A 15,060-nucleotide genomic window follows, 5' to 3' on the forward strand; every position below is an offset into this window, starting at 1 on the left:
AGGTGAAGCTTATAGCTTCACCTTTTTTGCAACTGTTTTCGATTCATTATGCAGTCGGTCGAGTGCCGTCACCACATAACGATATTTTGTTTTCCCATTCTCATACGGCAATTTATAAAAATTATCGCGCGTAATAGCTACGATATGGGAAGGATCACTGATATCCACTTTCTCTTTTGCACCGAAGCGGTAAATCACATATTGAACAGCACGGTTCATTTCATCTTTGTACTTCGGGGCTGTCCAGAACAAAAGATACCCATCTGCTGTCCACACTGGTTTTACCTTACGCACTTTGTCAGGTGCTTCATTATCCATGAAATCGAATACCGGCGGTAAAGCAGGATATTTATGATATTCAGCAATCAAAGCATCGCGATATTTCCCCGCATTTTCCACCACTGCGCTGGCAGGCCACTGACAGCTTCCGCCAATTGTCTGATAAGCACGCTGCAATGCCATCTTGCGGGGAAGTTGGTTCATAGAGGGGTTTTGCGGATCAGCATTCTGTACTGTATTCATCACTGATTGCCCGATAAACAAAGGACGGTTCTCCGTATGCTTTGCCCACCATTTCACCAATGTTTCATAATCAGCTGCCGGATGGCCAATATGCCAATATATTTGCGGAATGTTATAGTCCACCCAGCCTTCACGAGCCCAAAGAAGCACATCGGCATAAAGGTCATCATAGTTCTGTAATCCATTGGTCTTGCTACCCAGCGGATCACTCTTCTCATTACGATAGATACCGAAAGGAGATACACCAAATTTAACCCAGGGTTTCACCTCGCGTACCGTCTCATGTATTTTCTTTATCAACACATTGACATTGCTGCGCCGCCAGTCTGCTTTATTAGAAAAGCCACCACCGTAACGGGCAAAGCTGGCATCATCCGGAAAGTCCACTCCCGGTTTAGGATAAGGATAGAAATAATCATCCATATGGATAGCATCCACATCATAGCGGGAAACAATATCCATTACCACCATACAGATATGACGACGGCTTTCCGGTAATGCCGGATCAAAATACAATTGGTCACCATAGGTCACAAACCACTCGGGATGGATATTATAAACATGATTCGGAGCCAATTCATTCTTTAGCGAGGTCTTCACGCGATAGGGGTTGATCCACGCATGAAATTCCATGCCTCGCTTATGGCATTCTTCAATCATAAACTCCATAGGATCCCAGTAAGGATTAGGAGCTTTTCCCTGTACACCTGTCAGAAAACGACTCCACGGTTCCAGCTTGGAAGCATAAAGAGCATCAGCCTCAGGACGTACCTGAAAAATGATTGCATTGATACCTGCCCCTTGCAAAGAATTCAACTGGTCAAGCAAGGTTTGTTTCAACTTCTCGGTAGGAATTCCACGAAACTGTCCGTTGACAGCCTGAATCCAGGCTGCGCGAAATTCACGTTTGGGATATCTTTCGGGTTGCGGAGATTGTGCCGCCACTGCTAAAGAAAAGAGCAGGGCGCATACGCACAAAAGAGTTTTTACTTTCATTCTTTATAAATCTGATTAAGGGTTGTTTATTAATTATGCAGGCCATTCTACTACCATACGGGTACCGCCTGTGTAAGATGTATCCAGATAGATTTTGCCATCAACAATGTCCATTACCTGGCGGGCTATGGAAAGTCCCAATCCTGTACCAGGCCTAAAAGTATCTATTTTAAAGAAACGTTCGAAAATAGTATCCTGATATTGCGGGTCAATACCTATACCCGTATCCTCTATAACAAAACGAATGATACTATTCGCTTTATCTTCCTCACACAGTAGACGAATGACTCCTTGCTCGGTAAACTTCTCGGCATTGTCCAACAACAAAGCCAGGACACGCTTCATCCAGGCACGCACAGTCAGGATTACAGGATCATCAGGAGACGGAATCCACTGCAATTCCACACCGTCATTTTGTTTGCCTCCAAATTCATCTATACATTCAAGACAGCAAGCGTTGACATCCACAACTTCTTTAGGCATATCTGCCGTCTGAGAGTCCATGTCAGCTATGTCAATAATATTATCAATCAATCCCAGCAAATAAGCACTATTCTTCTCCACCTGACCAGAGTATTCACGAGCATCTTCCACATCCAGTCCTTCCTCAGCAAGCAAAGCAGAAAAGCCTACTACAGAATTAAGCGGTGTACGCAACTCATGCGTAACATGCTGGATGAATGAACTCTTGATACGGCTCATCTTCTGCAATTCCTTACGGGCAACATCCAATTTCCGGTTCATAGATAAAGTGCGAACATAGAGGTAAGTAACCAGCAGAAGTAATATAAATATCAGGCAACCGGCAATAGATACCGTAATAAGCCGTTCACGACTCATTCTTTCACTCAATTCCAATTTTTCCATCTTCAGGCGGTCCACTTCAAACTGGGCAGTGTATTTGTTCAGTTGTTCATCCATTTCTGCCGTACGTACAGAATCATTCAATTGAGAGTATTCTGCAAAAGCACGGCATGCCTCCTTATAGTGACCTACTTGTTCCAGCATAATGGCTTTCTGCCTATAATTTCCAGGGTAATAATTACCGATCGAACATTGGTAATCAATTAAAGAATCCATATAAACCACAGCATTACTTATATCTCCCAGGATCTGGTTGCACATTATTTTGTAACCAAACCATCCTTCTTGTGAAATATCTCCTTTATGTTTGAAATAATAAGCATTCGTCTCACGAACGTAAGGTTCCGCTGCCTTCGCTCCTTTCACCCCTAAGACAGCGATAACACGAAACTGATAAAAACGCATGTATAGCGCTTCTCCTATAGATATTTTTTTCTCTTCTATTGTTTTTTCCAACTGTTCCAAACGATCCAAATAAGGCAAAGCCTCATTATACGACTGACGTGCCAGATGAGTTTGAATGATATTAAGAGAAACGACGTAAGCGTCACGGTAGTATTTTCCTTCCTCAAAATGTTTTAAGGCATTATCATAATATTCAATACAGAGCTTTATATTCTGCCCAAACACACGGTGGTTATAGCCTATACACATCTCCCCAGATGCCATGCCATATTTATCTTTCCTCTGTTCAGCATCTTTACATAGCAATTCTGTCTCTTTCATCGCCTCTTCCTGCATGCCCTTTTCAGTCATCCGCTGAATATATTGCCTCCATGCCTGGTAGCGATCCGTATTGCGATGACAACGGTCCGCCCAATCCATATATTCATAAGTCATCAGACGCAGGCTATCCGTATCACCCAACTCATAATAATGATTTGTAATGATGGCATAAGCATCACTGATATTTGCCGTATCTTTCCGTGCTTTTGCCAGTTCCAGAAAGTGCATGCCCAAAGGTAGAAAATTCGGCTTGCCACTAGCTTTCCGCACACTATCGGCAAGTGATTTCAGATCAACAGTCTCTTGTCCTGTAATTGTCTCGACACAAGAGAACAAGCATACCAAAATGGCACACAAGCATATCCGAGGGTATCGCATAGGGATGATTCGTTTAAAAATGCGCATAAAAATAGCTCTTTTCCTGCTGGTATATCAGCAACTATTTAAAAGTATAACAAATCTTAACCTGCCAATCATTATACATATTTGAACCGCAGTGATTATCTTTGCAAACTGATATTCACTATAGTGACTCTGATTATGATAAAAAACAACTCCATACTTATCAAAGGCGCACGCGTCAACAACCTGAAAAATATAGACGTAGAAATACCCAGAAACAAACTTGTCGTTATCACCGGACTATCCGGTTCCGGTAAATCATCCCTGGCATTCGACACGCTATATGCAGAAGGACAACGTCGTTATGTAGAAAGCCTGAGCAGTTATGCCCGCCAGTTCCTGGGACGTATGAGCAAGCCGGAATGTGACTTTATTAAAGGAATTCCGCCAGCTATTGCCATAGAACAGAAGGTGAGTAGTCGCAACCCACGATCTACCGTCGGTACCTCTACCGAAATTTACGAATACCTGCGTTTACTGTATGCACGCATCGGACGGACATTCAGTCCCATCAGCGGAGAGGAAGTAAAAAAACATTCCACAGAAGATATCGTAAACTGTATGTTGGGATATCCGGAGGGAACAAGATACACCGTACTGGCTCCGATATTACTTCGAGAAGACCGAACGATGAAGCAACAATTAGATATCGATATGAAACAAGGTTTCAACCGTCTGGAAGTAAACGGAGAAATGGTTCGTATCGACGAATACGAACCTAAAAAAGAAGATACTGTTTTCTTATTGATAGACCGTATGGTAGCATCTAAAGAGAAAGATGCAATCAGCCGGTTAACAGATTCTGCCGAGACAGCCATGTACGAAGGTGACGGTGCTTGCCTGCTGCGATTCTATCAACCTGACGGAACAACCAGCCTATACCGCTTCAGCACTAAATTCGAGGCAGACGGCATTACTTTTGAGGAGCCCAGCGACCAGATGTTTTCTTTCAATTCCCCTATTGGTGCATGTCCTGAGTGTGAGGGCTTCGGCAAAGTAATCGGCATTGATGAACACTTGGTAATACCCAACCGCTCATTATCCGTATACGACGGTGCCGTGGTATGTTGGCGAGGCGAAGTGATGGGCGAATGGAAAGACATGGTGATACGCGGTGCCGAAAAAGCCGGTTTCCCGATTTTCACCCCCTACTTTGAACTTACAAACGAACAGCGCCGCATGTTATGGGAAGGCACCCCTTACTTCCAAGGAATCAATGCTTTCTTCAAGATGGTACAGGAAAATCAGTACAAAATACAATACCGTGTGATGTTGGCACGCTATCGTGGAAAAACGCTTTGTCCAAAGTGCCACGGTACCCGTCTGAAGCCCGAAGCCAGCTATGTACGGGTAGGCGGTCGAAATATCTCCGAACTTGTGGACTTGCCGATTACGGAACTGAAAACTTTCTTCGATAACCTTCAACTGGATAAGCATGATACGGATGTTGCCACCCGTATCCTAACGGAAATCAACAGTCGCATCCGCTTCCTTCTCGATGTAGGATTGGGATATCTGACATTAAACCGCCTCAGCAATTCGCTTTCCGGTGGTGAAAGTCAACGCATCAATCTCGCCACTTCATTAGGCAGTAGCCTGGTTGGCTCACTCTACATTCTTGATGAACCAAGTATCGGGTTGCATAGCCGCGATACAGATAAGCTGATCCATGTATTACGTCAATTACAACAATTGGGTAATACGGTTGTCATCGTGGAGCATGACGAGGAAATTATCCGTGCAGCAGATTACATTATAGATATCGGACCAAAAGCCGGACGTCTGGGCGGACAGGTTGTCTACCAGGGAGATATGAAAGATTTGCAACCGAATAGTGATAGTTACACAGTACGTTATCTGCTGGGAGAAGAAGAAATTCCCGTTCCGGAACACCGTCGTCCATGGAATAATTACATAGAACTGACCGGAGCCCGCGAGAATAACCTGAAAGGAGTAAACGTACGTTTCCCGCTAAACGTGATGACCGTAGTAACTGGAGTCAGCGGTTCCGGTAAGAGTACTCTGGTACGTGACATTTTCTTCCGTGCCCTGAAGCGCGAACTGGACGAATGCAGTGAACGCCCGGGTGAATTCGCTTCTATCGGTGGTGACCTGCAAAATCTACGGAACGTAGAATTTGTAGACCAGAACCCCATTGGTAAATCCAGTCGTTCGAATCCCGTGACATATATCAAAGCTTACGATGAAATTCGTAAATTATGGGCAGAACAACCGCTTGCCAAGCAAATGGGATACACCGCAGGTTACTTCTCATTCAACAGTGAAGGCGGACGTTGCGAAGAGTGTAAAGGTGACGGAACCATCACAGTAGAAATGCAATTTATGGCCGATTTGGTTCTGGAATGTGAAACCTGCCACGGTAAACGCTTCAAAGCAGATACACTGGAAGTAAAGTTCCATGATGCCAATATATATGATGTACTGGAAATGACCGTAAATCAGGCCGTGGAGTTTTTCACCAAACACGGACAAAAGAAGATTGTGAAGAAACTTGCTCCATTGCAAGATGTGGGATTGGGGTATATCAAACTGGGACAATCTTCCTCCACCCTTTCAGGTGGTGAAAACCAGCGTGTGAAACTGGCTTACTACCTCAGTCAGGAGAAAGCAGACCCCACCCTGTTTATCTTTGATGAACCGACCACGGGATTGCACTTCCATGACATCCGTAAACTGCTGGAAGCATTCGATGCATTGATATTACGTGGACACTCCATTGTAATCATTGAACACAACATGGATGTTATCAAATGTGCCGACTACGTGATAGACCTCGGACCGGAAGGCGGTAATAAAGGTGGAAATCTGGTGGCGGCAGGTACACCGGAGGAAGTAGCGCGATGTGCAGAAAGCTATACGGGTCAATTCCTACAAGAGAAATTACACATGAAATAATAGAAAGAAAATCATCTCATGAGACGATTTATTTTGTCTCGTAAGATGAAAATATCCGTCCCATGAGATAAAAAAAATCGTCCCACAAGACTATTAATATGATCTCATGGGACGGTTTATAAAATCCGTCAAGCGGAAGAAAACTCTTAGAAATAGAAGCCGAAACCTACCTTCAGGCTAAATACAGAACGGTCACTATTTACGTTCCAGTACACAGCCGGCTCAAGCGTCACCGTCCTTGTCAAAAAGAAAGCATAGCCAGCCTCCGCTCCAAAAGAAAACTTGGTATCATCACTTGTACCCCAATCCCAACGGTCCACATTGACATCAGCACCCAGATATATACCAATATTACTGAAATAATAACGACCACCTACACCGAGAGTATAGACATCCGTATCCGAACCACCATTGTTCCAGGCAGCCCCTGCATGTACCAACAACGCCACATTATCCAACAAGAATGCACCACCCTTGGCTTCGATGCCAAAAGAGGTCTTATCCGTATCCGTATTATGCGACAAACCTAACCCGGAAATTGACGGATTTACAATCCACTTTCCTTTTTCAAACTGTGCCTGGGCAGCCACTGTGGCCACAAGCAGACAAACGAATAATACTAATTTTTTCATTGTTACTTATAGTTTTTGGTGTTATTATACTTTTCATCTTCTTCTTTACGTTTCCGCTGCAATTCTTCCTTTTTGCGCAGAACCAGCCAAAGGATAAACACAATGACATAGGACGCTGCAACCGTGACGTATTTCTCCGTATCACTGATGACAGTGTTACGTGGCAGGAAATAGGCTGCCGTAGCACTCACATAAATAAGCAGAGCAATTGTAATACTTGTAGATTTTTTGAATTTCTTCATTACCAAAGTTTTTTAGTCGTTTTGAAATACCAGATATTGAACCAGAATGCGGCTACCACCACAGAAAGAATAGCAATAGTAAGCGCCATCTGAGGTCCTAATCCAAAACCTTCGGGGGCTATGCAGATATAGGTCGTGCAAACAGCCGTCATGAATATAGCCGGGAAATAAGTTACATAAAAGTAATGCCCCTTCTTCTCACGCACCAGATAAACGGTAATCGCCCAAAGAGTGAAAACAGAAAGCGTCTGGTTGGTCCATGCGAAGTAACGCCAAATCATATCAAAACCTTCTTTGTCACGCAGACTGTAAAGCAACAAACCAATAGCAACGAGGAACATCGGAATGCATATATATAAACGGCGTCGCATGGTCTTTTGTTCCATTCCAAGAAAGTCAGCCACAATGAGACGGGCAGAACGGAAAGCAGTGTCACCACTGGTGATAGGTGCAGCAATCACCCCCAATATGGCAAGGAAACCTCCCACCACGCCAAGCCAGTCTTTAGTAATGGCATCCACTACTACAGCCGCATTATTTTCGCCCATTCCATTTTCATGGAAGAAGTAAGTGGCAGCAGCAGCCCATATCAAAGCAACGATGCCTTCGGTAATCATAGCACCATAGAACACAGGCCGGCCATGACGTTCACTCGTCATACAACGGGCCATCAACGGGCTTTGTGTTGCATGGAAGCCACTGATAGCGCCACAAGCTATACTTACAAACATAATCGGGAAAATAGGTAATTCGGCAGCATTCGGATTCGTATTCTGTAATCCGTCCCAGAACTCCGGTAAAATGGGGTGTTTCACGTAGAGCATCACCAATATACCCACAGCCATAAAGAGCAGTGCAACAGCAAACAGCGGATAAATCTTACCGATTATCTTATCAACCGGCAACAGAGTTGCAAAAATATAATAGATAAATACAACCACTATCCAGAACGTTACATCCAGCGACTCCGGCGTAAGCTTTGCCAACAACCCGGCAGGACCGGCTACAAACACAGCTCCCACCAATATCATCAGAAGTACGGTAAAACCACGCATCACTTGCTTGGTAGTCGTACCCAGATATCGACCGATGATTTCCGGCAAACTTTCACCGCCATTACGCAGAGAGAGCATACCCGCCAGATAATCGTGTACAGCACCGGCAAAGATGCTGCCAAACACAATCCACAAATAGGACGACACCCCGAATTTAGCCCCCATAATAGCGCCGAAGATGGGTCCTAAACCGGCAATATTAAGAAACTGTATCATGAATATTTTCCAGGTGGGCAGAGGAATATAGTCCACCCCGTCGGTCTTGGTCAGGGCAGGTGTTTTACGATCGTCAGGGCCAAAAATGCGTTCAATGAAACGCCCGTAAAGAAAATAGCCCACTATCAATGCCAGTAAGCAAAGTGTAAATGTAATCATGGTGCGTTGTTATTCATTACTTTTAATGCACGCAAATGTAACAGTTTCTTGGGAAACTGCACAACTTTCTCGAGTGTTTTACTTATCTTCGCCGCGAAAAATGACAGAAATAAAGAAGTAAAAGAGAATCCAGCCCTATCATGAAACAGTTACTGCTCGCCATCGTATTTAGCATATTAGCTTTGCCCCTCACTGCACAATCCATCGGTGAGACGACAAATCGTCCTCCCAAGTACGAAGTACGTGCCGCCTGGATTACCGCTGTCTATGGTTTGGATTGGCCACGTACCCGTGCCACCACGCCCGAAAGTATCCGGAAACAAAAAGCAGAACTTATCGAAATACTGGACCGACTGAAAGATGCGAACTTCAACACCGTACTCTTCCAGACACGGACACGCGGTGATGTACTCTATCGCTCTAAAATAGAACCTTTCAATTCTATACTAACCGGGAAAACAGGTGGCGACCCGGGATATGACCCACTGGCTTTTGCCGTAGAGGAATGTCATAAACGCGGTATGGAATGCCATGCCTGGATGGTAACCATTCCATTGGGCAACCGCAAACATGTTGCCAATCTGGGTAATACTTCTGTCACCAAACAAAAATCCGCCATTTGTGTACCTTATAAGCGGGAATATTTCCTCAATCCCGGAAACCCGCAAACCAAAGAATACCTGATGAGTCTTGTACGTGAGGTTGTGGAAAAATATGACGTAGATGGTGTCCATTTCGATTATCTGCGTTATCCGGAGAATGCTCCCCGTTTTCCCGACACCTACGATTTCCGGAAGTACGGTAAAGGACGCGACCTTTCCCAATGGCGCAGGGATAATATCACAGAAATCGTCCGTCATCTCTATAAAGGTGTAAAAGCTCTGAAACCCTGGGTAAAGGTCAGTACCTGCCCCGTAGGTAAATACCGTGACACTTCCCGCTATCCTTCTCGCGGCTGGAATGCTTTCCATACCGTCTATCAGGATGCACAAGGTTGGCTGGGCGAAGGGATACAAGATCAGATATATCCCATGATTTATTTCCGTGGTAATCACTTCTACCCTTTTGCCCTCGATTGGCAGGAACAAAGTAACGGACGACAGATTATTCCAGGACTGGGCATTTATTTCCTTGACCCCAGCGAAGGCAATTGGACCTTGGACGAAGTGGAACGTCAAATGTACTTTATCCGCAAACATAAACTGGCAGGCCAGGCTCATTATCGTGTAAAATATCTGATGGATAACACTCAGGGATTGTATGATGCATTGGAAGAAGATTTCTATACCGCTCCTGCCTTGCTGCCTGCCATGCCATGGATAGACAACGTGCCACCTACAACTCCCGGCAATTTAATCGTTACCCAGCAGTGCGACGGTTACATACACTTGAGCTGGCTTCCCGCCACGGACAATGATAAACGCAATGTGCCGACTTATGTCATCTATGGTTCGGATACTTATCCCGTAGATACCTCTAACCCGGAAAATATCATAGCCCAGCGTGTACAGGAAACAGAATATACATATGCCCCCATCCGTCTGTGGACGGCAAAGAAATACTTTGCCGTTACAGCTGTAGATCGTTGTGGAAATGAGAGCGAAGCATGCAAACAGGTCTTACACTAATCATTCGTATCATTCACCCTACTCTTATAACATAGAACATAGGCGCGATATCGGCTCTTCGGTGTTACCGGAACTAACGGAAGGTAACCGGAGACTAAACGTCCGTTTTCTATAACAACAGGATACTGCTCCATCGCCTGCTTGTGCTCTTCCTGCAAGGCATCGTTCGTTGGATAGTAATCAATATTAAAATTACCGACCGTACCCGGAGCTACAAAATTCTCGCGAAACAGATGTGCCGCCACTCCCATATTCATACGCACGTTAATTTCCACACAAGGATGAATACGGTAACTCTGCGTTTCCTCATCACGACAAATCATCATGTCTACACCCAGATAACCCGTATAAGATTCTCCAAATACAACGGTTAATAACTCCTGCAACCTTTCGCGTACCTGCACCAAAGTTACCAATGGTACGTATTCAGTTATCCAGTTTTCCACCCATTCAGGTGTTACCAGTAGATTACCAAGATAGGCTCCTTTTTCATTGGTCAGGAAAAGAGAATAACCGGTAAAAAGTACCCTGCCACGTCCATCAGAATAAAATTCAAGAGCAAAATCTTCTATTTTATTATATACAGGTTGCCCGATTACCCCCTCTTGTTCATCCAAAACATGCTGGCACCAACCAGCAATAGAATCGGTAAATATACCTCTACACCAGTTCAGTCCTTTACCACTACTTGACCAAGGCGCCTTCAACACTGTACGTTTATACTTCTCTACAAATTCCTGACAAGCAGGGATGTCATTCAAATAGTTGGCCAAACCACAACAATTCTCAATGCCATGCAAGCCGTCAAGCACTACCATAGCCAACTCTCGAGAAGAAAAGGCACGAAGTCTTTTTAATTCCTCCAACGTAGGAAGTTTGTGTTTTGCAATTCCCCCTTTCAACATGCGTTTACGAAAAGCAAGATTCCAACCCCATGGTATAATCTGAGATTCGGCATAATCAGGCAGTTCAGGTTCGGTAACCAACTGTACGGAAAGGGGAAACATACGCTTCATTATTTGCAGATAATCTGCATTATAAGCTGATGGAGCGAGTACGGCACTGCCAGGCTGGGCATACCAGATGGGTAATAAAGCAAGGTCCTGAGCCATTCGGCGAGCAGAAGCGGGAGCTATATAATTTTCTTCATTGTTAGCAAGCGCCATGTCTGTGTCTGGGTTAAATACGTAGAGTTTCATACAATTACAGTTCTTTATTATTTAAGGCCGCAAAATTACAGAGAAAAACAAGGCAAAACAAATATATAAACTTCACTAACAAAAAAGATATTTTGCCATCTCTACTTTGCAATTCTATAAAAAAGACGTATATTTGTCGCCCGATAAACCGAATTTAACAGCATGGAAGCATTCTACCGCACACACGCCTATCTTGTTGAGCATACCAATGCCCCTGTTCGCCGTGACCTCATGGATGAGATCAACTGGAACGACCGCCTCATCGGTATTAAAGGAACGCGTGGTGTAGGAAAAACCACGTTTCTGTTGCAATACGCTAAAGAGAAATTCGGCACTGACCGCTCTTGCCTTTTCATTAATATGAACAATTTCTACTTTTCCAATTTCAGCATCGTTGATTTCGCCTATGAATTTCAGCGTCGCGGTGGGAAAGTGTTATTGATAGACCAGGTGTTCAAACATCCGGACTGGAGTCGGGAGTTGCGTATGTGCTACGACCGTTTCCCAAATCTCAAAATCGTATTTACCGGTTCGTCCGTGATGCGACTGAAAGAGGAAAACCTGGAACTGCGTGATATAGTGAAGAGTTATAACCTGCGTGGTTTCTCTTTTCGTGAATATCTGAACCTGCAAACAGGCATGAAGTTTCGTGCTTATACCCTGGAAGAGATTCTGAGCAACCACGAACAGATTGCCAAAGGTATCCTTTCTAAAGTGCGCCCGTTAGACTACTTGCAGGATTACCTGCACCACGGTTTCTATCCTTTCTTTCTGGAGAAACGCAATTTCTCGGAGAATCTGCTGAAGACCATGAACATGATGGTAGAAGTAGACATACTGCTTGTCAAGCAAATCGAACTGAAATATCTTCCGAAAATAAAGAAACTGCTTTATATGCTGGCAGTAGACGGCCCGAAAGCCCCGAACGTAAGCCAGCTGGCAAACGATATACAGACATCCCGCGCTACGGTAATGAACTACATCAAATATCTGGCAGATGCACGTCTTATCAATATGGTATATCCGAAGGGAGAAGAATTCCCTAAGAAACCATCAAAGATCATGATGCACAACTCCAACCTGATGTACTCCATCTATCCCGTGAAAGTGGAAGAACTGGATGTACTGGACACTTTCTTCGCAAATTCCTTGTGGAAAGATCACAAGGTGAACAAAGGCGACAAAAATATGTCGTTCCTGGTGGACGATGTGATGCCTTTCAAGATTTGTCCGGAAGGAATGAAGATTAAGAACAATCCCGGCGTCACCTACGCCCTGCACAAAGCAGAAATAGGAAGAGGGAATCAGATTCCACTCTGGATGTTCGGCTTTTTATATTGAGATTTATTCACTTAATAATAATTCAATTTAGTTATGACTAAACAGAAGAAATTCATTACTTGTGATGGTAACCAGGCTGCTGCGCATATCTCGTATATGTTCTCTGAAGTAGCTGCTATCTATCCCATCACTCCCTCTTCTACGATGGCTGAGTACGTAGACGAATGGGCTGCCGCAGGACGCAAAAACATCTTCGGCGAAACAGTATTGGTACAGGAAATGCAATCAGAAGCCGGTGCTGCCGGAGCCGTTCACGGTTCATTGCAAGCCGGTGCGTTGACTTCAACGTACACTGCATCTCAAGGTCTGTTGCTGATGATCCCGAATATGTACAAGATTGCCGGTGAATTCCTGCCTTGCGTATTCCACGTATCAGCTCGTACACTGGCTTCTCACGCTCTGTGTATCTTCGGTGACCACCAAGACGTTATGTCAACCCGTATGACCGGTTTTGCTATGCTGGCCGAAGGTTCTGTACAGGAAGTTATGGACCTCTCCGGTGTTGCTCACTTGTCAACTATCAAAGCTCGTGTACCGTTTGTTAATTTCTTCGACGGCTTCCGTACTTCTCATGAAATCCAGAAGATCGAGATGTTGGAAAACGATGATCTCGCTCCGCTGATTGACCAGGAAGCTTTGGCTGAATTCCGTGCTCGCGCATTGAATCCGATGAATCCGGTTGCCCGTGGTATGGCTGAAAACCCCGACCATTTCTTCCAGCACCGTGAATCATGCAACAACTACTACGAAGCAGTTCCTGCTATTGTAGAAGAATACATGAATGAAATTTCTAAAATCACAGGACGTAAATACGGCTTGTTCGATTACTATGGTGCCGAAGACGCAGAACGCGTTATCATCGCTATGGGTTCTGTAACTGAAGCTGCCCGCGAAGCTATCGACCACTTGGTAGCTAATGGCGAAAAGGTAGGTATGGTTGCCGTACACTTGTATCGTCCGTTCTCTGCTAAGCACTTCCTGGCTGCTGTGCCTAAGACTGCTAAGACTATTGCAGTTCTTGACCGTACAAAGGAACCGGGTGCTAACGGCGAACCGTTGTACCTCGATGTAAAAGACTGCTATTATGGTACTGCTAATGCTCCGGTAATCGTAGGCGGTCGTTACGGTTTGGGTTCTAAGGACACTACTCCTGCTCAGATCATTGCCGTATTCAAGAATCTGGCTATGCCGATGCCGAAAAACCACTTTACTATCGGTATCGTAGACGACGTAACCTTCACTTCACTTCCTCAGGAAGAAGAAATCGCATTGGGTGGCGAAGGCATGTTCGAAGCTAAATTCTACGGACTGGGCGCTGACGGTACAGTAGGTGCTAACAAGAACTCTGTAAAAATCATCGGTGACAACACTGATAAACACTGCCAGGCTTACTTCTCTTATGACTCTAAGAAGTCAGGTGGTTTCACTTGTTCTCACTTGCGTTTCGGTGATACTCCGATCCGCTCTACATACTTGGTAAACACTCCGAACTTTGTGGCTTGCCACGTTCAGGCTTACCTGCACATGTACGATGTAACCCGCGGTTTGCGTAAGAATGGTACATTCCTTCTGAACACAATCTGGGAAGGCGAAGAACTGGCTAAGAATCTGCCTACCCGCGTGAAGAAGTATTTCGCTAAAAACAATATCTCTGTATACTATATCAATGCAACTCAGATTGCACAAGAAATCGGTTTGGGCAACCGTACCAATACAATCCTGCAATCTGCATTCTTCCGTATCACAGGCGTAATTCCTGTTGACCTGGCTGTAGAACAGATGAAGAAATTCATCCAGAAGTCTTACGGTAAGAAGGGTGAAGATATCGTAAACAAGAACTATGCTGCCGTTGACCGTGGTGGTGAATACAAACAATTGACTGTTGATCCTGCTTGGGTTAACTTGGCTGACGACGCTAAGGCTGAAAACAACGATCCTGCATTCATCAACGAAGTAGTTCGTCCGATCAATGCACAGGATGGTGACTTGTTGCCGGTATCTGCATTCAAAGGCATCGAAGACGGTACTTGGTATCAAGGTACAGCTAAATACGAAAAACGTGGTGTAGCTGCTTTCGTACCCGAATGGAATGCTGAAAACTGTATCCAGTGTAACAAGTGTGCATACGTTTGTCCTCACGCTTCTATCCGTCCGTTCGTTCT

At 44.6% G+C, this 15,060-nt stretch carries 9 protein-coding genes and 1 pseudogene; 4 read left to right on the plus strand and 6 right to left on the minus strand.

Annotated features, from left to right (window positions below; genetic code table 11):
• Positions 1 to 9: 9 nt before the first annotated feature.
• Entirely contained in the window at positions 10 to 1,518 is a 1,509-nt protein-coding gene (locus tag BWI44_RS06350; protein ID WP_195208261.1) for a glycoside hydrolase family 10-like protein, read from the minus strand.
• A 33-nt stretch (positions 1,519 to 1,551) separates the two neighbouring features.
• The gene (locus BWI44_RS06355) at positions 1,552 to 3,486 is read right to left on the minus strand and encodes a sensor histidine kinase (RefSeq protein ID WP_138291329.1); all 1,935 of its coding nucleotides are present in this window, start codon (positions 3,484 to 3,486) and stop codon (positions 1,552 to 1,554) included.
• Between the two features lie 162 nt (positions 3,487 to 3,648).
• Here BWI44_RS06355 and uvrA point away from each other — a divergent pair, with 162 nt between their 5' ends.
• Entirely contained in the window at positions 3,649 to 6,426 is a 2,778-nt protein-coding gene (gene uvrA, locus BWI44_RS06360) for an excinuclease ABC subunit UvrA (RefSeq protein WP_044533323.1), read from the plus strand.
• Between the two features lie 146 nt (positions 6,427 to 6,572).
• Here the strand turns inward: uvrA and BWI44_RS06365 are convergent, their stop codons facing one another.
• The 3 genes from BWI44_RS06365 to BWI44_RS06375 are packed head-to-tail and all read right to left on the minus strand — an operon-like array spanning position 6,573 to position 8,730.
• Positions 6,573 to 7,058, minus strand: coding sequence for an outer membrane beta-barrel protein (locus BWI44_RS06365; protein WP_195208262.1), 486 nt, complete (start codon positions 7,056 to 7,058; stop codon positions 6,573 to 6,575).
• A 2-nt stretch (positions 7,059 to 7,060) separates the two neighbouring features.
• A complete protein-coding gene (locus BWI44_RS06370) occupies positions 7,061 to 7,300 on the minus strand; it encodes a hypothetical protein (RefSeq protein ID WP_007664445.1) in 240 nt (79 codons plus the stop codon).
• Positions 7,300 to 8,730, minus strand: coding sequence for a carbon starvation CstA family protein (locus BWI44_RS06375; RefSeq protein WP_195208263.1), 1,431 nt, complete (start codon positions 8,728 to 8,730; stop codon positions 7,300 to 7,302). Before BWI44_RS06375 ends, BWI44_RS06370 begins: the two co-directional genes overlap by 1 nt.
• A 140-nt stretch (positions 8,731 to 8,870) precedes the next feature.
• Between BWI44_RS06375 and BWI44_RS06380 the strand changes: the two genes are divergently transcribed.
• Positions 8,871 to 10,358, plus strand: a complete 1,488-nt coding sequence (locus BWI44_RS06380; RefSeq protein ID WP_195208264.1) for a glycoside hydrolase family 10-like protein — start codon at positions 8,871 to 8,873, stop codon at positions 10,356 to 10,358.
• Here the strand turns inward: BWI44_RS06380 and BWI44_RS06385 are convergent.
• Positions 10,355 to 11,557: a hypothetical protein gene (locus BWI44_RS06385; protein WP_021968238.1), complete on the minus strand. Its 1,203-nt coding sequence runs from the start codon at positions 11,555 to 11,557 to the stop codon at positions 10,355 to 10,357. The two genes, BWI44_RS06380 and BWI44_RS06385, sit on opposite strands and share 4 nt — an antisense overlap.
• 162 nt (positions 11,558 to 11,719) lie before the next feature.
• Between BWI44_RS06385 and BWI44_RS06390 the strand changes: the two genes are divergently transcribed.
• Both BWI44_RS06390 and nifJ read left to right on the plus strand, forming a co-directional pair.
• Positions 11,720 to 12,898, plus strand: a complete 1,179-nt coding sequence (locus BWI44_RS06390) for an ATP-binding protein (RefSeq protein ID WP_195208265.1) — start codon at positions 11,720 to 11,722, stop codon at positions 12,896 to 12,898.
• Positions 12,899 to 12,931: 33 nt separating this feature from the next.
• Positions 12,932 to 15,060, plus strand: a pseudogene (gene nifJ, locus BWI44_RS06395) (pyruvate:ferredoxin (flavodoxin) oxidoreductase); the annotation flags it as partial.

Source organism: Bacteroides sp. Phil13 (assembly GCF_001940965.1).
GTDB lineage: Bacteria > Bacteroidota > Bacteroidia > Bacteroidales > Bacteroidaceae > Bacteroides > Bacteroides intestinalis.

What these genes read in the sequence shown, in the direction of transcription:
- BWI44_RS06365 (WP_195208262.1), bottom strand. Translation starts at nt 7,058, where the DNA reads ATGAAAAAATTAGTATTATTCGTTTGTCTGCTTGTGGCCACAGTGGCT.
- BWI44_RS06390 (WP_195208265.1), top strand. Translation starts at nt 11,720, where the DNA reads ATGGAAGCATTCTACCGCACACACGCCTATCTTGTTGAGCATACCAAT.
- BWI44_RS06375 (WP_195208263.1), bottom strand. Translation starts at nt 8,730, where the DNA reads ATGATTACATTTACACTTTGCTTACTGGCATTGATAGTGGGCTATTTT.
- BWI44_RS06385 (WP_021968238.1), bottom strand. Translation starts at nt 11,557, where the DNA reads ATGAAACTCTACGTATTTAACCCAGACACAGACATGGCGCTTGCTAAC.
- BWI44_RS06355 (WP_138291329.1), bottom strand. Translation starts at nt 3,486, where the DNA reads ATGCGATACCCTCGGATATGCTTGTGTGCCATTTTGGTATGCTTGTTC.
- BWI44_RS06350 (WP_195208261.1), bottom strand. Translation starts at nt 1,518, where the DNA reads ATGAAAGTAAAAACTCTTTTGTGCGTATGCGCCCTGCTCTTTTCTTTA.
- uvrA (WP_044533323.1), top strand. Translation starts at nt 3,649, where the DNA reads ATGATAAAAAACAACTCCATACTTATCAAAGGCGCACGCGTCAACAAC.
- BWI44_RS06370 (WP_007664445.1), bottom strand. Translation starts at nt 7,300, where the DNA reads ATGAAGAAATTCAAAAAATCTACAAGTATTACAATTGCTCTGCTTATT.
- BWI44_RS06380 (WP_195208264.1), top strand. Translation starts at nt 8,871, where the DNA reads ATGAAACAGTTACTGCTCGCCATCGTATTTAGCATATTAGCTTTGCCC.